Genomic DNA, 22087 nt, shown 5'->3' with positions numbered 1-22087 from the left:
CCGAAAACGACAAATCAGTGCGGCCTATTGTACCCCACTGCCCGCGCGCCGCAAGATAGCGAACCCAAGATAGCGAACTGCCCGAGGTCTCTCTACAGCTGGCACTTTCCCAAGCGCGATTTGGAATCGTTGGCCCAGACGCACAGAAGCTGGCGCGAGCGGGAGCCGAAGGAGTGCGCGACGATGCGCCGTGCGCCGTCGCCGTCGGCCGTGATGGTGATCTCCAGGTAGTCGTAGGGCATGTCCTCGGGGAACTTCTCGGCCCATTCCACGAAGGCCGCCCCGTCGCCGTCGCCGTCGATGGCGCTATAGTAGTCGATGTCCTCCAGCTGCCAGCGCGCATCCAGCCGGTACAGGTCGTAGTGGTACAGCGGCAAGCGCCCGTCGTGGTACTCCAAGAGGATGTTGAAAGTGGGACTCGTCACCGCCGCCCGCACGCCGAGAGCCGCGGCCACCCCTTGGACGAATTGGGTCTTGCCCGCCCCCAAATCGCCGGTCAGAACGATGGTGTCGCCCGCATGCAGATAGGGCGCGAGCGTCGCCGCCAGCTGCTTGGTAGCCTCGGGGGTCGTAGTGGTGCGCTGATATGTCAGTCCGTTCGCCATGCTCCCATCATAGGCCGTCGGCCGCGCTTCGCAAGAGCACCCGCAGGGAAGCCGCAAAACCTGACCGAATTACCCACATTCCTGAAGAATTCGGCAGATTCTTTTACGCCCTCTTCGTGCCATGGCAGGCGTACATGACCAGCCCCACGGCCACGCCGCCAACGATGTTGCCCAAGGTCACGGGAATGAGGTTCGCGAAGATGAAGTCGCCGAAGGTGAGCAGGGCGGTGTTGATGCCCGCCGCGTCGATCATGGCGGTGTAGGCCGGATTCAGGTAGGCGAAAATGCCCGCGGGCACGTAGTACATGTCAGCGACGCAGTGCTCGAAGCCGGCCAGCACGAAGCCCATGATGGGGAAGAAGATGGCGAGCACCTTGCCGGCGGTGTCCTGGGCGGTGTTGGCCTGGTACACGGCGATGCACACCATGAGGTTGCAGAAGATGCCCAGCACGAAGGCGTTCATCCACGGCAGCGCGTTCTTCGCGGCGGCCACCTTGGCCGTGTACACCGCCAAGTCTCCCCCGCCGATGTTCAGCTGGCCGAAGAACGCCATGCAGGCGGCCAGGGCCACGGCCCCCACGAGGTTGCCGAGAAACACGATGCCCCAGTTGCGGAAGAGCCGTCCCCAGGTGATCTGGCCGTCGATGGCGGCGGTCACCATGAGCGCGTTGCCCGTGAACAGCTCGGTGCCCATGAGGATGACCATCATGAGGCCGACGGGGAAGATGAGCCCCGACATGAGCCGCACGAGCCCGGCGTTCTCCAGGCCGTGGGCGGCCGTGGACGAGGTGACCGCGCCGAGCCCGATGAGCACGCCGGCGGCCACCGCCAGCAGGAACAGCCGCCATGCCGGCGAGGCGGCCTTGCCCACGGAGGCCCTCATGTAGTTGTCGGTGATCTCGGTGGGGCTGAAGATGGCCATGGTTGCTCCTCTTCGGTCAATCGTCGCGCATCGGTACGCCTCCCATCATTCCACGAGAAGCCGCGCCCGACCCCCGCGGGCCCGCCCCAATCGGGCAGCGGCGTCGCGGGCCGCCGAAGGCGGACGGAAGCGACCGGCGGACGGCCGCCGGCGGCCACAGCGGGGATGGCGACCCAAAAGGTGCCGCTCATACAGTCATATCACCATTTTATGGGAAAGGGCGCGACACATTACCCCCCCTTCCATGGGAAGCGCGAAAGCGGCAAGAGGGGCAGTATGGGCACCGAGGCGGCACAAGCCGCCCCGGGCGCGGAGAAGCGCCCACGTGCAACGACCCCAAGGAGGGAAACATGGAGAACATGGATCGACGGACGTTCCTCAAGGGCGGGGCCGGCCTGGCGGCGGGCGCCGCGCTTTTGGGCGCCGCCGGCTGCGCCCCGTCGACTCCGGCAGCCAACGACGCGCTCGCCAGCACGGCGGCTGGCGAGCTGCCGGCCGACCTCAAGGAGAGCGACTTCGAGTTCAGCATCGTGGAACGCGAGCCCATTACGGAATTTGCCGCCGAGGAAACCTACGACATCGTCGTGGTGGGGGCCGGCTGTGCCGGCGTGCCCGCCGTGCTCACCGCCGTGGAGGAGGGCGCGAAGGTGGCCTGCCTCCAGAAGGAGGCCACGGTCTCGGCCAACGGCAACGGCTGCTCCTTCGTCGTAAAGGCCCACTCGAACCCCGCCGGCATCGTGCGGTGGCGCAGCGACTGGGCCCGCCTCAACGACTGGCGCATCAACAACGAGCTGTTCAACTACTATGTGGAATATGCCGAGGAGGCCGTGCCCTGGGTTATCAGCCAGGGACGCTCGGTCGGCATCGAGCCCATCGAGTTCCTCACCGACAGCTCCATCCGCTACGACGATGGCGGCGTCGTCGCCGTGTGCGATGCCACCCAGGCCTCGAACCAGGATCTTATGGTGGCCCTGGCCCAGAAGGCGGCCGAGGGCGGCGCCACGTTCTACTACGAGACCCCCTGCGTGCAGCTGGTCCAGGAGGAGGACGGCACCGTAACGGGCGCCATCGGCAAGCAAAAGGACGGCAGCTACGTCAAGCTCAACGCCACCAAGGGCGTCGTGCTGGCCGCCGGCGACTACATGAACAACGAGTCCATGGTGGACCGCAATTTGCGCGACGCCGCCATGTTCCCCCTGTGCCTGGTGAACCACACCGGCGACGGCCACATCCTCGGTATTCTGGCGGGCGGCCGCATGGCGCCCCTCGGCCATGCGCGGCAGATCCACACCAACTACATCGGCCCCTTTATGTTCTACCCCTTCCTGGCCCTCGATGTCCACGGCAAGCGCTTCTGCAACGAGACCATCCCCATGAGCAGCCTGAACATCTCCATGTCCGCCACTTACAAGCCCGAGGACCGCGGCATCCACTTCCGCATTTTCGACTCTAAGACCGAGGGCGCCGTGGAGGGCATTCCCGGCGTGCCGCCGGTGGCCCTCGTGGGCGAGGGAAGCGCCTGGATGGATCCGGAAACGGTGGTATCGGGCAACACCCTGGAGGAGCTCTGCGAGGCGGCGGGCATTCCCGTAGCCGACGGCGTCGCCAGCATCGAGCGCTACAACGAGCTGTGCGCCAAGGGCTGCGACGACGACTTCGGCGTCGCCGGATCCGATATGGCGGCCATCGACACTCCCCCCTTCTTCTGCATCAAGGGCGATGTGGGCATGTCGGGCATCAACGCCGGCGTCATGGTGGACAACCGCTACCGGGTGATCGACACCGAGGGCGCCCCCATCCCGGGCCTGTACGCCGCCGGCATCCAGGCGGGCAACCCCTGCGGCGGCATCAACTGGAGCATGCCGGGCGGTTTCTCGAACTCGCACATCTTCACCGCCGGGCGCTACACGGTCATCCACGCGCTGACCGGCGACATGACGCCCGCCCACCCGGCGAGCTTCGAGGACCTCGCCGACTCCTTCGTCGGTGAAGACGGCGGCTACGCCTGGGACAGCCCCCTCTGCGCCACGGCTATTACCGTCTGGTAAGCCAAGAACCCCTCGTCCCTCCCTTTGCGACCGGGCCCCTCAGCGGGCCCGGTCGTTTCCATTCGCGGCCTCGTTAACCATGTCGATCAGCTCCTGGCGCGAGTGCACGCCGAGCTTCCGATAGAGGCTCTTCGCGTAGGTCTGCACGCTGCTCACCGAAAGGAACAGGCGCTCGGCGATCTTTTTCTGGGTGTTGCCGCGATAGAGCAGCCCGAGCACCTCCCCCTCCCGCTCGCTCAGCCCATGGGCATCGGCCATGGCGGCGAGAATCTCCGATACATCGGCGGCGCCTGCAGCGCATTCGGAGCTTGCGGGCTCGGCACCGTCAGGGCGCAGGCGCACGAACCAGAGCATCCCCAGCGTCATGGCGAAGGCCGTGACGAGCATGACGGCGTTGACCACCGAGTCCATCTGTCCGGGAGAGAGCCCGATAAGCCCGACGGTATGGATGGCGCAGTCGACGGCCACGATGAGCATGGGCGCAGCGACCGCAGCCAGCCACCAAGGGAGGTCCCGCGCTCCCATGCCCTCTTGAACCGCCACCCACAGCAGCGTGATGGCCATGGGCGACTTGACAGGATCAAGGCCCGGCACAGCACAGCCAACGGCGAGTAGAGCAGGGCGGTGCAGTAGAGACAGGCGATGCAGAGGATGAAGAAGCCGAGCCACGGAAAGGCCGCGCGCCGCTGCCGCCATGCGGCGAGGGTGAAGAGGCAGAAGGCCGGATAGAGCACGAGGGCGAAGGCACAGTGAATCCATCCATCGGAAAACCAGGTCTCGCCCCGAGCCACCGACGAGAGGCTCATGAACGCCCCGCTTCCCAGTAGGTAGCAAAGCAGAATGGCCGTCGCGGGCACGGCGGCGCGCCCCGAAAGGGACGGCGCGAGGCGGGACGGAAGCGGTGCTTTGGGGGGCATCGCAGCCAATGTGGCCGAGAATCACCAGGAAGATACTGCTCAGGGCGAACATGAGAGGGTTTGAGATGTCGCCGGTGGGCAGGGGATCCGTAAGCGCCACGATGGCCTCGCCGATTAGAAACGACAGAAGCAGGGAGAGGGCGAGCACGACGGCGTTGTCCCGAGGGGTCAAGCGCCGCGATGCCGCCGCGAGGGCCAGGGCAATCACTACGCCGTAAAGCGCCATGATGGCGGGGTAGGCAGCCATCATCCAGCGCGGGACCGCTCCGGCATCGGCGCTGGCAACGAGCGCGGCCGCGCAGGCGAGCAGCAAGGCGCCGGACCCGACGATGGCCGCCGTGCTGCCGGCCACCCGTTCGGCCAGGCTGTCGCGAAACACCACGAGCACCCCACCCATAAGGGCCATGGTGACGAGCGTGATGAGGTTGCTGGCGAAGACGGGGCCTGCGACGTAGGAGGCATGGGACTCGGGCAGCACGTTCGCCGGGTAGGGGAACAGCACGAACAGCGACCAAAAGCAGGCGTAGGCCAGCGCGAGCAGCAGGATGCGCAGCTTGTTCAACCTCTCTCCTCTCGAATCAGAACCGGTCGCGCGCGGCCCCATGGGGGCCGCCACCATTATACCCGCCATCTGTCCCCAAGGGGCAAGGCACGTTTCACGAGTCGTCCGCCCCTAGCGCTGCCCAGCCTCGGCCGCCTGCACCACGTGGGCCATAGTGACGCTCGTAGTCACGCCGCCGAGGCCTCGGGGCACCGGCGTGATGGCGCCTTCGGGCCCCAGCACGGGCTCCACGGCGCCGAAGTCCACATCGCCGCAGAGATTGCCGGCGGCATCGAAGTTGATGCCCACATCGAGCACCGTCTGGCCCGGCGAGAAGTACTCGGGACCGTAGGCGCGGGCGCGGCCGGTGGCGCACACGACGATGTCGGCCTCGCGGGTGTGGGCGGCCACATCGGCAGTGCGGGAATGGGCCAGCGTCACGGTGGCGTGGCGCGCGAGCAGCATCATAGCCACCGGTCGGCCGATCACGAGGCTGCGCCCGAGCACCACCACTCGCTTGCCCGCAACGGGAATGTCGTAGAAATCCAGCGTCTCCAGGCAGGCCTGGGCCGTAGCCGGCGGGAAACCCTCGCCGGTATCGGCGAACACGCCGGCCAGCGACGCCGACCCGATGCCGTCGATATCTTTGGCCGGGGACAGGCGATCGCACACGGCGCGCTCGTCCATCTGCGGCGGAAGCGGACGGAACATAAGGCAGCCGTGGATGCGCGGATCGGCGTTCACGGCATCGATGACCGCTTCCAGCTCAGCCTGCGTCGCCTCCGTTGGCAGCACGAAACGACGCACGGCGATGCCGTGGAGATCGGCCTGGCGGGCGCAGGTGCGCTCGTAGGACAAATCGTCGGGCCGCTCCCCCACGCGCACAATGGCGAGCGTCGGCGCCACGCCGTGCGCCCGCAAGCGGTCGATGCGGGGCAGCAGGCGCTCCCACAGGGCCGAGGATACCTCCTTGCCGTACAGAATCCTCGCCATCAGCTAAGCCTCTTCACGACATCGGCGTACACCTCATCGGCCATGGCGCCCCCTGCGGCGAGAAGGTCCTCCATCTGATTGCGGTAGACGTCGGCCCGCTCGACATCATCCATGGAGCCGATGTTGATGACCACGTTCAGGCTCGCCGCCATAAGCGCTGCTTTGGCGAGCACGGCGCCCGCCCCGGCATCCGAGAGAGCCAGCACCGAGCCGTGCCGGGCCACGAACACGCAGGACTCGATGACCTGCAGGCAGCAGGCCATGATCTCAAGCGGCACCTCGCAGGCGCCCACGAGCGCCTTCTGCAGCGCCGCGTTCTGGGCCGCACGCTCAGCATCGGTGTCCTTGGGCATCCCGTAAGCGGCAGCGAGGGGTTCGAAGGCGCGAGCGTCCTCGTCGATGAGCGACAGCAGGTGCGCCCGCGTGTCGTCCAGCTCGACGAGCTCGGCCCGCATCCGCTCCTCGACATCGGCGTACTTCTTCTTGCCCACGGTGAGGTTGCCCACCATGGAAGCCAGCGCCGACGCAAGCGCCCCCGCATAGGCCGAGGCCCCGCCTCCACCGGGAGTCGGGGCCTTTGAAGCCAGCGCCTCCACAAACTCGGTATCGACCACGCAAACCCTTCTTTCCGAAAAAGCAGGGCTCGGACTCGGTGCGGTGGTGCCGCGCGCAGTTCATTGAAGTGCACGAAGCACGTCCGGAGCAGAACTCCGACGGTGCACTTCAATGTTGTTTGAGCACGGCACTTCCGCTCCGAGTCCGAGCCCGGACAACTACGTAAATGCTAGAACAACCCCGTGATCGTGCCGTCTTCCATCACATCGATCTTATGGGCGGCGGGGGCCTTCCCCAAGCCCGGCATGGTCATGATGGAGCCGGTGAGCGCCACGATGAAGCCGGCGCCGGCGGACACCTTCACCTGGCGCACCGTGATCTGGAAATCGCGGGGAGCGCCCAGCTTGGTGGCGTCGTCCGAGAACGAGTACTGGGTCTTGGCCATGCACACGGGCATCTCTCCGAAGCCCAGGGCCTCCAGCTGCGCGATCTCCTTCTGCGCCGCGGGCTCGAACACCACGCCGTCGGCATGGTAGACGCGCTTGGCAATGGCCTCGATCTTCTCGGCGATGGACAGGTCGTCCTCGTAGGAGAACGTGAAGGTGTCGGCGGAGCGCCCGGCCTCATCCCCGTTCTCGCACAAGGCCACCACCTCATCGGCCAGGGCCAGGCCGCCCTCGCCACCGCGCGCCCACACCTCGGACAAAGCCACGTTCACGCCCAGCTCGCGGCACTTGGCTTCCACCAGGTCCAGCTCGGCCTTGGTGTCGGTCGGGAAGGCGTTGATGGCCACCACGCAGGGCAGGTTGTACACGTTGGTGATGTTCTCCACGTGCTGCAGCAAATTCGGCAGGCCCGCCTCCAGCGCCTCCAGGTTCTCCTCGTTGAGATCGGCCTTGGCCACGCCGCCGTGGTTCTTCAGCGCGCGCACCGTGGCGACGACCACCACCGCATCGGGCTTAAGACCGGCGAGGCGGCACTTGATGTCGAGGAACTTCTCCGCGCCCAGATCGGCGCCGAAACCAGCCTCGGTGACGCAGTAGTCGCCGAGCGCCATGGCCATGCGCGTGGCCATGATGGAGTTGCAGCCGTGGGCGATGTTGGCGAAGGGACCGCCGTGGACGAAGGCCGGGGTACCCTCCAGCGTCTGCACGAGGTTCGGCTTCAGGGCATCCTTCAGCAGCGCGGCCATGGCGCCTTCGGCCTTCAGATCGTGGGCTGTGACGGGTTTGTCGTCGTAGGTGTAGCCGACCACAATACGGCCCAGACGCTCCTTCAGGTCGGTGATGGAGGTGGCCAAGCAAAAAATGGCCATGACCTCGCTGGCCACGGTGATGTCGAAGCCGTCCTCGCGGGGCACACCATGGGCCTTGCCGCCGAGGCCGTCCACGATGTGGCGCAGCTGGCGGTCGTTCATGTCCACCACGCGCTTCCAGGTGATCTTGCGTACGTCGATGCCGAGCTCGTTGCCGTTCTGGATGTGCGCGTCGAGCAGCGCCGCGAGCAGGTTGTTGGCCGCACCGATGGCGTGGAAGTCGCCGGTGAAATGCAGGTTGATGTCTTCCATGGGAATAACCTGGGCGTAGCCGCCACCGGCCGCACCGCCCTTGATACCGAACACCGGGCCGAGCGACGGCTCGCGCAGCGCCACGACCACGTTCTTGCCGCGCAGCGAAAGCGCATCGGCCAGGCCCACCGTCGTGGTGGTCTTGCCCTCTCCGGCCGGCGTGGGATTGATTGCGGTCACCAGGATGAGCTTGCCCGGGGCGTGCTCCTCCTCGCGCAGCAGGTTGTAATCGACCTTCGCCTTGTAGTTTCCGTACAGCTCAAGGTACTTTTCGTCGACGCCGGCAATGGCAGCGATCTCGCCAATAGGTTTCGGTTCGGTCGCCTGGGCAATTTCAATGTCGGTCAACACGTCGGGCCCTTCTTTCTCATGTCGCGGCGCGCAGGCGTACCTGGCAGCCTCATCGATAGATGGCGCAGCGCCGGCGGAAGGAATCGTCCTGCCGACCAAACGCTGACGCTCCCATTCTAGCGATGCGGCCGCGCCCCGTCGCCCCTCTATCCCCAAAGGGCGCAACTTCCCCTCATTGCGGGGATTCCCGAAGGCATCCGCGCCCAACAGCCCCTAGCGGTAGGCGCGATCGGCGATAAGGCGCAGGCCTTCCAGCGTCAGCTCGGTGTTCACCTCGTCGATGGTACTCGAGTAGCGCTCGACGACCGGCGCCAGACCGCCCGTGGCGATGACCTTCGCCGAATAGCCCAGCTGGTCGAAGATGCGGCGCACCAGGCCGTCCACGCGATCGGCCTCCCCTAGCATGATGCCCGACTGGATGGCCTCCACCGTGTTGGTGCCGATGACCGCCGGCGGCGCCACCAGCGCGATGTCCGGCAGCTGAGCGCCGTGAGTGAACAGCGCGTTGGCCGAAGTCTGCACGCCCGGCGCGATAACGCCGCCGCGGAAGCGGCCGTCGCGATCGATGACCTCGATGTTCGTGGCCGTTCCGAAGTCGACCACCACCACCGGCGCCCCGTAGATCGCCCGGGCCGCCACCGCATCGGCCACCCGATCGGCGCCGATCTCGCGGGGGTTGGGGTAATCGGCGTCGAAAAGGCCCTCGGCCGTCTCGGCATTGCACACCAGCGACCGCGCGCCGGTGGCGTCCTTGATGGCCTGCATCCAGGCCTTGGTCAGCTGGGGCACCACCGAGGCGACCGCCGAGGCGCGCACCTGGGAAAGATCGAGGCTCTCGAGGGAAAACAGCGTGGAGAAGACGATGCGCAGCTCGTCGGCCGCCGCCTTCCGATTGGTGGCGATTCGCCACATCGCGCGCAGAGAATCCCCCGCGTAGACCCCGATTACGGTATGGGTGTTACCGATGTCAATAGCAAGTAACATAATTATGACAATCTTCCTCAGTTTTCCGGCCCTGCGGGCTTATTTGCGTATAGTTAGCGCATGAGAGATTATAGCAATGTCTCAACGATATGCCCCCGACGGGCATTCGTCGATATGACGAGAGAAAGGCAAGACCATGATAGAGACACCGAGCCGCATCCTTGTCGTTGACGACGAGCCTTCCATCACCGAATTCGTCAGCTACGCGTTGAAAAAGGAGGGCTACGAGACCGACGTCGTCGACAACGGCGAGGACGCCTTCGCGTTGGCAAGCGCCAACAACTATGATCTGTTTATCTTGGATATTATGCTGCCGGGCATGGACGGCTACGAGCTGTGCCGTCGGCTGCGTTCGAAGACCACGGCCCCCGTGCTGTTCCTTTCCGCCCGCGACACCGAGCTGGACAAAGTCGTCGGCTTGGAAATCGGCGGCGACGACTATCTCGCCAAGCCCTTCGGCGTGCGCGAGTTGATCGCCCGCGTCCGCGCGCTTCTGCGCCGCGGCCAGGGCGGCGAGTTCCCCGGCGCGAGCAATTCCATCACCGCTTCGGGCATCACGCTGGACGAGGACGCCCACACCGCCGCCGGCGACCACGGCGAGATCGACCTGACGCCCCGCGAGTTCGAGCTTCTGGCCTCGCTCATGAAGAACGCCGGCAAGGTGGTCTCCCGCGAGGATCTGCTCCGCGACGCCTGGGGCTGGGAGTACCTCACCGAGACCAAGACGGTGGACACCCACATCAAGCGTCTGCGTGACAAGATTCACGCCGCCGGCTACGATCCGGCCCTCGTGGAAACGGTACGCGGCTACGGCTACCGCTTCAAGGCGTAAGCCAACTCGCGAGAAATCTGCTCCCATGAAGGGAAGGCTCCCGAGCGGGAGCCTTCCCTTTTAGCGACGGGTTTCTACCGACCGTTTTCTAAGGGTAAATGCCAGTTCGGCCCCGTTATGGCGTGCTGCGATGCCCGTTAAGGGGTGAAATGGCAAGCAAATGCCAGTTCGGCCCCGTTATGGCAACACGCGGACGACCATTTCGGGGCCCAACTGGCATTTGCTCGAGGATTTAGCAGCGACGAGACGCCTACCGCACGGCGGCGCGGACGGCGTCGGCGCAGATGACGGCGGCCACGATCTTGCAGAGGTCAACGACCATAAACGGCGCCACCGCCGTGAGGAACGCCGTGGCCAGATCCACGTGCCCCACCACCATGTACTGGACGCACCCGCACACGTAAGCGATAGCCGTAAAGATGATGCCGGCGATAATCTCTACCCCGAAGCTGCGCAGAAACGCACCCGCGCGCTGGAGCGGCGTCATGGCCGTCTTCTCCGCGCGAGTGAGCCGCGGCGCATTCTTGCCGCCGGCCATACCGAGCCTCGTGCGCACCGCGTGCAAAAACAGCGCGGCAGCCGCCACGCCGAAGAGGTATCCCCACAGAAAGCCGCCCGTCGGCCCGGCCAGAACACCGATTCCACCGCGCATGCCCGAGAACACGGGCACCCCCACCGCACCCAGCAGCAAGTAGCCCGTGATGGCCGCAATGGCCTCCTTGGGACTCAGCACCACTATGGCAAACGTGATGGCGAACATCTGCAGCGTGAAGGGAATGGGACCCAAGGGCACGACCACCCAGGCCGATACCGCCATGATGGCGATGGTCAAGCCGACAAAGACCACCGACCGCGTTCGCTGGGTCGCCTCGCTGCGCGTCTTCGTTGATTCCATGCATCTCTCCTTCCACTCGAAGGAGTCCATCGTAGGGGTCGAGCGCGTCCCAGAGCCCGCGCACTGCTCTTTCAGCGGCTAACGGGCCACCATGCCAATAAATTTGTGCAAGTGCCCAAAACCTAATCGTACATCGCGGCGAGCTTGCGGAGGCGCACCATTTCCCAGGCCACGAAGATGGCCGTGGTGAAGATGGAGAGGAAGTCAGCCACCGGTGCCGCGAAGTACAATGCGTCCAATCCGGTGAACTGCGGAAACAGCTGCGGCAGCACCACAGGCATCAGGTACAGCAAGGGCACGAGGAACAGAATCTGGCGCGTCAAGGTGAGGAACACCGACTTGGCCGGCTGGCCCGTGGCCTGGAAGTAGTTCGAGCTGACGATCTGGAAGCCCACGAAGGGCAGCATGAGGAACTGCACGCGGATGGCGAAAGCCGTGAAATCAACGAGACCGTCGTGGGAGATACCGAAGGCATGGGCGATGGGCACCGCGAACACCTCGACGATGATGAACATGAGCACCGAGATGGAAGACGCCGCCCCAATGCCGTACCACAGCGTCTTGCGAACGCGATTGACGTTGTGAGCGCCGTAGTTGAAGCCGAGCAGCGGCTGCAGGGCGATGGCGATGCCGATGAGCGGCATGACCGAGAACTGCCCGATGCGCTGCACCACGCCAATGGCCGCCAACGCGTCGTCGGCGCCGATGGGCGTCAGGGCCCCGTATTTCACCAGCTGGAAGTTGATGACGAAGTTCACGATGGCCATGCCCGCCTGCACACAGAAGCTCGGCAGCCCGAAGGCGAGAATGGTGCGATCCATGGAAAAGCTCAGGCGCATGGCGGGCAAGCGCAGCCGCATGGGAACGTCGCTGCGCAGGCAGAAGTACTGCAGCACCGCCAAACACGAACAGGCCCAGCCGAGCACCGTGGCCAGAGCGCTGCCCATAACCCCCCAGCCGAGCGCCAGAACGAACAGGGCGTTGAAGGCCACCGAGCCCACCAGACCGATGACCATGGTGCCGAGCGCCCGGTTAGGGGCGCCGCAGGTGCGGATGAAGTTGTTCACGCCAAGGCCGATGCACTGCAAGATGAAGCCGGCACAGAGAATCTGGATGAACGTCTGGGCGTAGGGGCGCACCTCCGGTGTGGCGCTCGCCAAATCGAGCACCCAGGAGACCAGCGCCGGATTCCACCCGATGACGAGCACAATGACGGCAGCAACGAGGCTCAAGGACACCACATTGCCCAGGGCGCGCTCGGCATCGTCGCGCTTGCCCTCGCCGAGGCGCAGGGCCGCCAGCGCGTTGCCGCCGTTGCCGATGAGCATGGCGATGGCCATGAACACGATCATGATGGGGTTGGCCACGGTCATGGCCGAAAGGCCGATCTCCCCTACCGCGTGCCCCAGAAACACCGAGTCGATGATGGCATAGGAGCCGTTGATGAGCATGCCCACCACCGACGGAATGGCGAACTCCGTAATGAGCCGCGGAATGGAGGCCGTCCCCATCCGCAGCACCTTGTCGTCACCCGCCGACGAGGCGCGCAACCGCTCCCCGCGCGGATCTCCGGCTGCTTGGGCGTCCACACCAAGCTCGCGCTCGCCCTGCGCAGCTGCGCCCTCTTTCAATTCCCCGTCAAGCTTCTTCTCGTCACTCATGCCTTCGCGCCTTTCTTCTCTTCGGCGCTATTGTAGCCCTTACGGCATCACCATGACGTGGGCCTCGCCGGAGGCGACGGGGACGGTGTCGTCGGCGGTGCGGACGAGAAGGCGGCCGCGCTCGTCGACGCCAGTGGCCGTGCCTTCCAAAGTAGCGGTGCCGGCGGCGTCCTCGATGCGCACCGCGCGACCGGTGAGGAAGGACGAGCCCTCGTAGCTGCCCAACGTCGGCATGAAGCCGAGCTCGCGCCAACGACCGTAGTTCACGAGGATGCGGGCGATGACCTCGCGCTGGATGTCGGTGATGACCTCCTCGCGACGAGCAGCCTGCTCGCGCTCCGGCAATGCCGCGATGGCCTGGGCCAGTGACACGAAATGCCCCGGGACGGATTCAGGGGCCGGCATGATATCCGCCATGTACTCGGGAACGTTGCGACCCTGCACGGGACGGTCGACCTCGGGGCGGAACACGTTGATGCCGATACCCACGCACACGCCGCCCCCGCACGCCTCCAGCGAGATGCCGCAGAGCTTGCGGTACTCGTCGGCGCGCTGGCAGTCGGCGGGCATATAAATCACGTCGTTGGGCCATTTCACCTGGATGCCGTCCTCGAACTGCGGCGCCGCCACCTGGCCTAAGGCGCGCTGGACCGAAAGGCCCACGACCAGGCTCAAAGTGGCCAAGCCGCTGCCGGCCACGTCGGGGCGCAGCAGGATGGACATGTACAGGCCGCCCTCGGGACTGTCCCATTCGCGGCCCTGGCGGCCGTAACCGCTCAGCTGGCGCCGAGCGCGCACGATGAGGCCCTCGGCCTTTCCCTCGCGCAACGCGTTCTTCACGACCTCGTTGGTAGAGGTCACCTCGTCAAGCACCGTCAGCTTCATGGCTAGATCCTCCTCGCCTTCCCGACGCGCTCGGCCTCGGGCACGCGCCCCACGGGAGTTCCATCCGCCAGCTCCCAGCCGGGCAGAATCTCCAGCACAGGCTTCACGACGAAATCGCGCTCCGTCACGCGCGGGTGCGGAAGCGTGAGCTCGTCGTCGGACGCAACGTACATCTGGTAGTCGAGAATATCGATATCGAGCGTGCGCGGGCCGTTCTCAATGGCGCGCACGCGGCCGAGGGAGTTCTCGATGCTGTGCAAATACCCCAAAAGCTCTTTGGGCGGAAGGCCGCTGCGCAGGAGCACGACGGCGTTCACGAAGGCATCCTGATCCTCGTAGTAGGCCGGCTCGCTCTCGTAGAACGAGGACATGTCCACGATCTGGGTGTCGGGCAGGCTGCACAGATGGCCCACGGCAAGATTGAGCTGGGCGATTTTCGCCTCGGTCTCCTCGCCGGGCTCGGCCACCAGCGCCACGTTCGACCCCAGGCCCAAGAGCACCGCCGGCCGCAAGTCCTTCAGCGCGGCGACCGTCATCTCCACATTGTGGGTGCGCACGACGCTCGCCCCCAACTCGCAGGCGAGCAGCGCTTCGGCCGCCGAGGCCACGTCGCGGTCGTGAAGCTCCTCCACCTGGTAGGCCTCGCCCACGAAGCGCTTGCGCGAGACCGCCACCATGACCGGATAGCCCAGATGCACGATCTCGTGGAGGTTGCGCATAAGCTCGATGGTCTGCTTGGGAGTCTTGCCGAAGCCGGGGCCCGGATCGACGCAGATGCGGGAGCGATCGACGCCGGCCGCTTCCAAGGCAGCGGCCGCATCGCGCAGGTAGTCGCGCACTTCAGCAACCACGTCCTCGTAGACGGGGTCGTTCTGCATGGTGGCCGGCTCGCCCTTCATGTGCATGACCACACACCCGCAACCGCAGCGACGCACCGCTTCCACCATGGCGGGATCGCGGAAGCCAGACACGTCGTTGACGATGGAAGCGCCGGCATGCAGAGCGCGAGTCGCCACCTCGGCATGACGCGTGTCCACCGACACGCAGATGCCGGCCTCCACGAGGGCCGCGACGACATCCCCAATGCGATTCCACTCCTCTTCAGGCGTGACGGGCGTGGCGCCCGGGCGCGTGGACTCGCCGCCTACATCCACGATGGCGGCCCCGGCGCGCACCATGTCAAGCCCGTGCTCCACGGCCGCTTCGGGATCGAGGTACGCCCCGCCGTCGGAGAAGGAATCGGGGGTCACGTTCAAAATACCCATGATGAGGGGCGTGCTGGTGTCGAAGTCGTATTGTCCGCAATGCCAGATCATGAATGCTGAAGCCTCGTCTTTCTCGGCGTTTCCTCCCTTTGATTCTTAGCCGATAAGTGTAACGGCGCAAAAGGCCCGTGTACACTGGTTTCTGATGAGTGTACCGTATTATCTCTTAGAGTGGGCTTCAAGATTGGGCTCGCGCACAAAAAAGAACGCCCGGAGGCGGCGCGCCGCTTTCAAGAACGCCGCGGCAAGGCGACCATGACAAAGCAGCCAAGGCAAGACAGCCATAGCAAGGCGACGCCAAAATAAGAGGCGCGATTTCCTGATTTTCACCTCGCAGCGGGCGCTGGAAGGTGGAAATCGGGAAATCGCGCCAATCTAAGGGCCATTCAGGTGGAAATCGGGAAATCGCGTCTCGCTCTCAGCCCCCCGGAGAAGCCGGCCGCTAATCCCTCTTGTCCGGGTCGGGAGCATCGGCGGAGGAATCCATGTCGTCCTCGCGGTCGATTTCCGCGTTCACCTCGGCCTGGGTGGGCATATCGGAGCGATCGGCATGCTCGGCGGGAGTGCGGAAGGGGGCGTTCGGATCCTGGTCGCCCGGCTCTACCGGCTCGTCTCTCCAATTCGGGTCGGCCAGCGTCTCGCCGGCGTCGGGATCGACCGCTGCGCCCGAGCCACCCGCTGCGCCCGGCGTGCCGTTCGCGCCGTCGCCCTCTCCCTGAGCCGCCAGAAGCTCGGCGTCCTTGGCGCGGGCCGCGGCCTCTTCCGCCTCCTTGGCGGCGATGATGTCGTCCTCGCGCGCCAGGTACTCGTCCCACTTGTTGTCGAGCAGCGCCTCGCAGGCCTCGCCTTCCACGGTCTCGCGCTCGAGCAGCACGCTGGCCATGAGATCCATCTGATCGGCGTGGGAGGACAGAATCGCGTGGGCCCTATCGTGGGCCTCCTTCATGATCTTGGCCACCTCTTCATCGATGCGACGGGCCGTCTCCTCGGAGTAATCTTGGGTGTTGCCGTAGTCGCGGCCCAAGAACACCTCGTGGTTGGGCTGGCCGAACACCTGGGTGCCCAAAGGACTCATGCCGTACTGGGTGACGATGGCGCGGGCCATCTTGCTCGCGCGCTCAAGGTCGTTGGAGGCGCCGGTGGTGATGTCGTCGCAGAAGATCTCCTCGGCCACGCGACCGCCCATGAACACCGCCAGCTCGTCTTTCATCTCGGAAAGCGAGTTTAAAACCTTGTCCTCGTCGGGAATGGAGAGGGTGTAGCCCAGCGCCCGGCCGCGCGAGATGATCGAGATCTTGTGCACCGGATCGGCATGGTCGAGCAAATGCCCCACGAGCGCGTGCCCGCTCTCGTGGTAGGCGATGGTGTGCTTGGTCTTCTCGTTCATCACGCGGCCCTTGCGCTCCGGGCCGGCGATAACGCGCTCCATCGACTCGCTCACCTCGCGCATGGTGATGATCTTCTTGCCGCGCCGCGCCGTGAGCAGGGCCGACTCATTCATGAGGTTCGCCAGATCGGCGCCGGTGAAGCCCGGGGTGATCTTCGCGATCTTCGCCAGATCCACATCCGACCCGATGGGCTTGTCCTTGGAATGCACTTCCAGAATGCGCTGGCGGCCCTTCACGTCGGGGGTGTCCACGACGATTTGGCGATCGAAGCGGCCGGGGCGCAAAAGCGCCGGATCGAGCACATCGGCGCGGTTCGTGGCCGCGATGAGCACCACCGAGTCGTTGGACTCGAAGCCGTCCATTTCCACGAGCAGCTGGTTCAAGGTCTGCTCGCGCTCGTCGTGGCCGCCGCCGAGGCCCGTGCCGCGCTGGCGCCCCACCGCGTCAATCTCGTCGATGAAGATGATGGCGGGGGAAGCCTCTTTCGCGTCCTTGAACAGATCGCGCACGCGGCTCGCGCCCACGCCCACGAACATCTCGACGAAGTCCGAGCCCGAGATGCTGAAGAACGGCACGCCCGCCTCGCCGGCCACAGCGCGCGCGAGCAGGGTTTTGCCGGTGCCCGGAGGGCCCACGAGCAGGCAGCCTCGCGGAATCTTCGCGCCCATGGACTGGTACTTGGCGGGATTGGCCAGAAAGTCCTTAATCTCCTGCATCTCCTCCACGGCCTCATCGACGCCAGCCACATCGGCAAACGTCACATCGGGGCGCTCCTCCAGAGTCTTCTTCGCCTTGTTCTTCCCGAAGCTCATCTGGGAATTGTTGGCCTGCTGCATCTTGTAGAAGAAGAACATCAGAAGGCCACCGATGATGAGGATAGGCAGAAGCGTGGCCAGAACCTCCAGGAAGGGGCTCGGCAACGTCACCTGATAGGAGATGTCGGGATGTGCCGCCAGAAGCTCGCCGAGCGAATCGGAGCCCACGTAGGTGGAGGTGTAGTTGTGCTCTTTGCCCAGCGTGGCCGGATCGAGCGTCGTGGTGGCCACGCCGCCAAGCGCCTTGCCGTCATCGCCGTGCTCGGTCGCCATGAGGGCGTTCAGTGAGTCGAAGGCCCCGTTGAAGGCGCCGGCCGCCTCTGCGCCGGCGGTGGCCGCCGGGAAGTAGGTGCCCGACACCGTGTAGTCGCCGGCGGAGTAGGTGACCGACTTCACGCGGCCCTGCTCCACCGCCTGGGTGAACTCGGAGGTGATGAGTTGATCGGTCACGGTGGTGCCCATGGCGCCGGTACGCATGAACTGGCTGCCCACGAAAAACGCCACGGCCAAGAGGATGATGACCATGACCATCGTGGTGCGCTGGGTCGACGCCGGCGGGATTGGTTTCTTGGGATTGTTGTCTGCCATAGTTGATTGCTGCCTTTACTGGTAGATCTCGGGCTTCAGAACGCCGATGTAGGGGAGGTTGCGGTAATGCTCGGCAAAGTCGAGGCCGTAGCCGACGATGAACTCGTCGGGGCACTCGAAGCCGATATAGCGGCACGGGATGTCGGCCTGGGCCGGCGTGTCCTTGCGCATGAGCGCCGCCACCGTAAGCGACGCCGGCTCGCGGGACTGCAGGTTCTTCAGGAGGTACTTCAGCGTGAGCCCTGAATCGATGAGGTCCTCGGCGATGACGACGTGGCGCCCCCGGATGTCGGTGCTGAGATCCTTCAGGATGCGCACCACACCGGAGCTCTTCGCGCCGTTGCCGTAGGAGGACACGGCCATGAAGTCCACTTCCAGCGGTAGATCGATGGCGCGGATGAGGTCGCAGGTGAACACCGCCCCGCCGCGCAGGATGGACACGACCACAATGCCCGCATCCCCGGCAACATCGGCATAGTCGCGAGTGATGGCCTCGCCCAGCTCGCGCACGCGTATCGCCAGATCCTGCTCGGAGAAAAGTATCTCTGAGATGTCGTTATGCACGTGAACCACTTTCTCTTTGCCCGCAGCGCGCGCTCCTCGCGCAAACGCCGCAGCGCTCTTTAATCGCAGTCCAGTTTACCAAAGACCTTTTCTCGAACAGCCGTAAGACAGCAACGCCACAAATTATGTGCGCTAATTGTCATCGAGCCGCTAAGGGCCGCATCGATACTGGCGGCATGCCAGAGCCCGGCGTCACGCAACCGCAAGACTCAGCCAACATTGATCGCTTAGCATTCTGCGGCCTCGGCGTTCACGAGGTCGGGGAATTCCTTGATGAGGCGTGTCGTAGGCAGGCCGATGATGGTGTCGAGGGAGCCGTCGTAGTGGTCAACGAGCGCCGCCCCCTCACCTTGGATGGCGTAGGCGCCGGCCTTGTCGAAGGACTCGCCCTTCCGCAGGTACTCGGTGATCTCCTCGTCGGTCAGGTCGCGGAAAGTGACGTAGCTCTTGTCGGCGAAGGTGCGGAAGCCCAGCGACACGTCCTCGGCGTTGGGGGCGGCCACCATCCAGACGGACACGGCCGTGATGACCTCGTGGGTGCGGCCGGACAGCTGCCGCAGCATGTGCTTGCCGTCCGAAGCGCTGCGGGGCTTGCCGAAGATCTTGCCGTCGAGAACCACCATGGTGTCGGCGCCGATGACGATGAGCATGCCGGTGTAGTTCTCGGCCAGCACCTCCTGAATGACCGCGCCGGCCTTGCGCTCGGCGAGCTTCTTGGCGGCCTCTTCGGGGTCGGCGGCCAAATCGGGCTCCAGCGACTCGTCCACCGGGGTCGCCGGCGTGCGCACCGTGAACTTCACGCCGGCCGCATCCAGAAGCTCGCGGCGGCGCGGGCTGCTGGAGGCGAGGATCACCTCGAAGGTGGGCGCAGTCGCAGCTTCCGCTTCCGCTTCCTCTTCCACGGCCTGCTGCAGCTCATCGGCAGCTACCTTCGCGGCGACTTCGTTGGCAAATTCGTCGGTTCTCTCAGTCATGCTTCTTCCTTCTTGCTCGGAAATAGGCCATGGGCTCCACGAGGACACCCCGCTTGTTCGCGCTCACGGCCAGATCATACTGGATATTGGCCACATACCCGCTGTTGGGCGCGCCATTCGCGAAGCCAGCGAGCACGGCTTCCACGCTAGCGGCTTCCACCCGCGCATCCGGGCCGAGCATCGCTTCCAAAAGACGCAGCACCGCGCGACGCTGCAGCGGGCGCTCCGCTTTTCCAAAAGCGGGCAGAAGGCGGAAGCCCTCGGAGCGGTCGATGCCGAAGGTGTCGTCCTCGGCCACCCATTCCGCGGACTCCTCGGCCAGCTTTTCGGCCATGTTCTGCAGCATGTCGTCCTCGTCGGCGATGAGGTTCATCGAGCGGGTCAGCACCTCGGGCAGCGCACTGTTCCATTCCTTGGCCACCGGCACGATCTTGTGGCGCACATAGGCGCGGAAGCGGTCGGTGTGGGCGTTGGTGGCGTCCTCGCGCCAGAGCGCGCCGGACTCATCGCGGACCACGGTCTCCCCCGCCGCCTCGCGAGCGGAGAGGTAGTCGTGCAGCTCGTCGCGGGTGATGTCGAGCAGGGGACGCACCACGGGTCCGTTGCGGTAGAGCATGCTGCGGAAACCGCCGGGGCCAGTGCCCACGATGGAGCGCATGTAGAAGTTCTCGATGCGGTCGTCGGCGGTATGAGCCGTGAAGATGCGCGCCTCGGAGAGCGGACGACCCTCGTGCTGGCACATCGAGCGCAGCGCCTCGTTGGCGGCCAGGTAGCGCTCGCGCCGGGCCACGGCTTCCACGTTCTCGCGGCTGCGCTCGGCTTCGGCAGCGATGTCGATGGAGCAGATGAACAGCGGGATATCCAGCGCCTCGGCCAAAGCCGCCACGAAGCGCTCGTCGGCATCGGCGTCCTCGCCGCGCAACTGGTGGTTCACGTGCAGCATGGCCACCGGTCCCACATCGCCCGCCTCGCGCAGGGCAGCGCCCAAATACGCCAGCGCCGTGGAATCGGAGCCGCCGGATACCATGAGCAGGACGGCGGCATCGGGCACCGCCAGGTCGTGAGTTGCGATGGCGGCACGGGCCTTTTCGAGGGTTCCTTCAATCAAGTCAGTCATTTTCCCTTCCTTCTTCTTGCAACTCACCGGGGCCGGGGCGCGGGGTAATGCTCAGTCGCTCAAACAGTCCTCGCTCGGCGAAACAGCCCAGTGGGCTGTTTCGTTCGCTGCGGAACTCGCTTGGTGAGCACCACCCCATGCCCCTCCGCGCCTGTCTTCCCGTTCCAGCATGACGATGGATTCTACGTGGTCGGTGTGGGGGAACATGTCCACCGGCCGGATGGCGCGCACCTCGTAGCCGCTCTTCACCAGCTGGCGCACGTCGCGGGCCTGGGTTGCGGGGTTGCACGAGATGTAGACGATGCGCTCGGGGGCAAGCGCCGCGGCGCCCGCGAGGAACTCGGGCGTGGAACCGGCCCGCGGCGGATCCATGAGCAGGACGAGGGGCTGCGGACGCTCCTCCGATGCTGCAAGCTCCTTCATGAAAGCGGTGGCGTCCTGCGCCACGAACTCGGCGTTTTCCACACCGTTGTGGCGGGCGTTGTTGGCGGCGTCGCGGATGGCCGCCTCCACGGAATCGACGCCGATAACGCGGGCCGCCCCACGGCTCGCGGCCACCAGCCCAATGGTGCCTGTGCCGCAATAGGCGTCGATAACCGTCTCGACGCCCGTAAGATTCGCCAAGCGGATGGCCTCGTCGTAAAGCACCTCGGTCTGCGTGGCGTTCACCTGGTAGAACGACTGCGACGAGATGCGGAACGTGAGTCCGCACAGCGTGTCCAAGATGAATCCGGGGCCGAAGAGCACGCGCTCCTTGTCGCCCAAGATGACATTGGTCTGGCGCGTGTTCACGTTCTGCACGATGGTGGTCACCTCGGGCACGCGGCGCGCCAGCTCGCGGCAGAAAGCCTTCGACGCGGGAAACTCCTCGCCGTTGGTCACCACGGTGACGAGCACTTCTCCGCTCTTATGGCCCACGCGCACCACGGCGTGGCGCACGAAGCCGGCGCCGGTGTCTTCGTTGTAGGGCTCCATGTTCCAGCGGGCCATGATGTCGCGGATGGCGAGCGTCACCTTCTTGGCTGTCTCGTTTTCGATAGCGCACGTATCGGTGGGAATGAGCCGGTGGGTGCCGGTCTCGTACATGCCCGTGAGGATGTCGGCGCGGGTGAGCTTGGCATCTTTCCCCTTGCGCTTTGCGCCCTTGGCCGGGGCATAAGGGGAGATCACCTTGTTACGGTAATGGAAAGGGTCGTCCATTCCCAGGATAGGCAGCAAGGCGCCAGCGGGGGCAACATCTTCGAAGAGAGCGCCCACCGCCTGCTGCTTGGCGGCGAGCTGTTCCGCATAGGGAACATCAAGCCGGCTGCAGCCGCCGCAACGCCCGAAGGCGGAACACAGGGCGCACGACGAGCCCTTCCCCGCATCGTCGGTGATCTGGGGCAAGGGGCGACCAAGGTCGCCCCCTACGGGGGGCTTTGACGCTCGTCGCGCCCCCTTCCCCCTACGCGCCTGGGGCAGGGGGCGACCGAGGTTGCCCCCTACGGGATCGGCCCCGGAGCGTTTAAGGCGCGGCGGGTTGGCCCGGAGCGCTTTGGGTTTGGCGGGGCGGTTACTGGTGCGTTTCGGGTTGTTGTCATGTTTTCTCGTCATGGCCTCATTTTGACATAATGGGGCCAC

At 65.3% G+C, this 22087-nt stretch carries 18 protein-coding genes; 2 read left to right on the top strand and 16 right to left on the bottom strand.

Annotated features, from left to right (window positions below):
• Positions 1-92: 92 nt before the first annotated feature.
• Positions 93-605, bottom strand: coding sequence for a tRNA (adenosine(37)-N6)-threonylcarbamoyltransferase complex ATPase subunit type 1 TsaE (tsaE, locus tag ACYVRU_RS06665; protein WP_173112168.1), 513 nt, complete (start codon positions 603-605; stop codon positions 93-95).
• A 103-nt stretch (positions 606-708) separates the two neighbouring features.
• A complete protein-coding gene (locus ACYVRU_RS06660) occupies positions 709-1527 on the bottom strand; it encodes a formate/nitrite transporter family protein (RefSeq protein ID WP_461185888.1) in 819 nt (272 codons plus the stop codon).
• A 350-nt stretch (positions 1528-1877) separates the two neighbouring features.
• Between ACYVRU_RS06660 and ACYVRU_RS06655 the strand changes: the two genes are divergently transcribed.
• Positions 1878-3575 (top strand): FAD-dependent oxidoreductase, encoded by a 1698-nt coding sequence (locus ACYVRU_RS06655; protein ID WP_114539608.1) that lies wholly within the window; start codon positions 1878-1880, stop codon positions 3573-3575.
• A gap of 39 nt (positions 3576-3614) precedes the next feature.
• Here ACYVRU_RS06655 and ACYVRU_RS06650 read toward each other — a convergent pair whose 3' ends face one another.
• From ACYVRU_RS06650 to ACYVRU_RS06630, 5 genes are all read right to left on the bottom strand, one after another.
• Complete coding sequence (locus ACYVRU_RS06650; RefSeq protein ID WP_461185887.1) at positions 3615-5054, bottom strand: helix-turn-helix transcriptional regulator; 1440 nt, start codon at positions 5052-5054, stop codon at positions 3615-3617.
• 111 nt (positions 5055-5165) lie between these two features.
• Positions 5166-6026 carry a bifunctional 5,10-methylenetetrahydrofolate dehydrogenase/5,10-methenyltetrahydrofolate cyclohydrolase gene (locus ACYVRU_RS06645; protein ID WP_114548802.1) on the bottom strand — a complete coding sequence of 287 codons (861 nt, stop codon included), beginning with the start codon at positions 6024-6026 and terminating at the stop codon, positions 5166-5168.
• On the bottom strand, positions 6026-6640 hold the full coding sequence (locus tag ACYVRU_RS06640; protein ID WP_227070346.1) for a cyclodeaminase/cyclohydrolase family protein: 615 nt from the start codon (positions 6638-6640) through the stop codon (positions 6026-6028). Before ACYVRU_RS06640 ends, ACYVRU_RS06645 begins: the two co-directional genes overlap by 1 nt.
• Positions 6641-6810: 170 nt before the next feature.
• Positions 6811-8499 (bottom strand): formate--tetrahydrofolate ligase, encoded by a 1689-nt coding sequence (locus ACYVRU_RS06635; protein WP_114548804.1) that lies wholly within the window; start codon positions 8497-8499, stop codon positions 6811-6813.
• Between the two features lie 213 nt (positions 8500-8712).
• On the bottom strand, positions 8713-9483 hold the full coding sequence (locus ACYVRU_RS06630; protein ID WP_114548805.1) for a type III pantothenate kinase: 771 nt from the start codon (positions 9481-9483) through the stop codon (positions 8713-8715).
• A gap of 136 nt (positions 9484-9619) precedes the next feature.
• Here ACYVRU_RS06630 and ACYVRU_RS06625 point away from each other — a divergent pair, with 136 nt between their 5' ends.
• Positions 9620-10315, top strand: a complete 696-nt coding sequence (locus tag ACYVRU_RS06625; protein WP_022740466.1) for a response regulator transcription factor — start codon at positions 9620-9622, stop codon at positions 10313-10315.
• Positions 10316-10565: 250 nt separating this feature from the next.
• On the opposite strand, the gene ACYVRU_RS06620 is transcribed toward ACYVRU_RS06625, so the two are convergent.
• The 9 genes from ACYVRU_RS06620 to rlmD form a co-directional block, all read right to left on the bottom strand.
• Entirely contained in the window at positions 10566-11210 is a 645-nt protein-coding gene (locus tag ACYVRU_RS06620) for a biotin transporter BioY (RefSeq protein ID WP_114548806.1), read from the bottom strand.
• Positions 11211-11332: 122 nt separating this feature from the next.
• Positions 11333-12871: an MATE family efflux transporter gene (locus tag ACYVRU_RS06615; RefSeq protein WP_227070342.1), complete on the bottom strand. Its 1539-nt coding sequence runs from the start codon at positions 12869-12871 to the stop codon at positions 11333-11335.
• A 39-nt stretch (positions 12872-12910) separates the two neighbouring features.
• Positions 12911-13756 carry a biotin--[acetyl-CoA-carboxylase] ligase gene (locus tag ACYVRU_RS06610; protein WP_114548807.1) on the bottom strand — a complete coding sequence of 282 codons (846 nt, stop codon included), beginning with the start codon at positions 13754-13756 and terminating at the stop codon, positions 12911-12913.
• Positions 13757-13758: 2 nt separating this feature from the next.
• Positions 13759-15072, bottom strand: a complete 1314-nt coding sequence (gene folP, locus ACYVRU_RS06605) for a dihydropteroate synthase (RefSeq protein WP_114548808.1) — start codon at positions 15070-15072, stop codon at positions 13759-13761.
• A 391-nt stretch (positions 15073-15463) separates the two neighbouring features.
• On the bottom strand, positions 15464-17812 hold the full coding sequence (ftsH, locus tag ACYVRU_RS06600; protein WP_114539599.1) for an ATP-dependent zinc metalloprotease FtsH: 2349 nt from the start codon (positions 17810-17812) through the stop codon (positions 15464-15466).
• 15 nt (positions 17813-17827) lie between these two features.
• Entirely contained in the window at positions 17828-18376 is a 549-nt protein-coding gene (gene hpt / locus ACYVRU_RS06595; protein ID WP_461185886.1) for a hypoxanthine phosphoribosyltransferase, read from the bottom strand.
• 227 nt (positions 18377-18603) lie between these two features.
• Positions 18604-19350, bottom strand: a complete 747-nt coding sequence (locus ACYVRU_RS06590; RefSeq protein WP_173112145.1) for a Maf family protein — start codon at positions 19348-19350, stop codon at positions 18604-18606.
• The gene (gene tilS / locus ACYVRU_RS06585; protein ID WP_114548810.1) at positions 19343-20467 is read right to left on the bottom strand and encodes a tRNA lysidine(34) synthetase TilS; all 1125 of its coding nucleotides are present in this window, start codon (positions 20465-20467) and stop codon (positions 19343-19345) included. Before tilS ends, ACYVRU_RS06590 begins: the two co-directional genes overlap by 8 nt.
• Before the next feature lie 51 nt (positions 20468-20518).
• A complete protein-coding gene (gene rlmD / locus ACYVRU_RS06580) occupies positions 20519-21853 on the bottom strand; it encodes a 23S rRNA (uracil(1939)-C(5))-methyltransferase RlmD (RefSeq protein WP_461185885.1) in 1335 nt (444 codons plus the stop codon).
• Positions 21854-22087 lie beyond the last annotated feature (234 nt).

It is taken from the genome of Adlercreutzia sp. CNCM I-6216, from assembly GCF_977113345.1.
The sequence above is the reverse complement of the archived record's forward strand: the minus strand, read 5'-3'. Positions and strand labels throughout refer to the sequence as shown.